This is a genomic window from Ramlibacter aquaticus, assembly GCF_015159745.1.
Classification (GTDB): Bacteria; Pseudomonadota; Gammaproteobacteria; order Burkholderiales; family Burkholderiaceae_C; genus Ramlibacter; species Ramlibacter aquaticus.
On sequence record NZ_JADDOJ010000222.1, the window covers coordinates 1 to 378 of the forward strand.

Here is a 378-nt window from a genome sequence, read left to right on the forward strand (position 1 = left end):
GCGAGGTCTCTCACCTCGCGCGTTATGCCGTCTTCATCTTCGAACGAATTCGAAATTGAAGTTCTATGTTGACGCAATCAAAAATTCATGCTGCTCACGGCACGGTGGGCCACAAGGACCCTTTCCGCGAGCAGCGCTGATTCGACTCTATGAATTGTTAAAGAACAGCCGATTGGCACCAGGCAACCTGGTGACAACACCCAAACAGCTTCCTTGGGAAGCGGCTTGGGTGTTGCCGGCTACAACGACAGCCGATAAGTGTGGACGTTCAAACTTGATTGCAGTTTCCAGAAAGGAGGTGATCCAGCCGCACCTTCCGATACGGCTACCTTGTTACGACTTCACCCCAGTCACGAACCCTGCCGTGGTAATCGCCCT

1 rRNA gene is annotated in these 378 nt (G+C 52.9%); it reads right to left on the minus strand.

The annotated features are described in order from the left end of the window. Positions 1–291: 291 nt before the first annotated feature. Positions 292–378, minus strand: a 16S ribosomal RNA gene (locus IM725_RS20210); the annotation flags it as partial.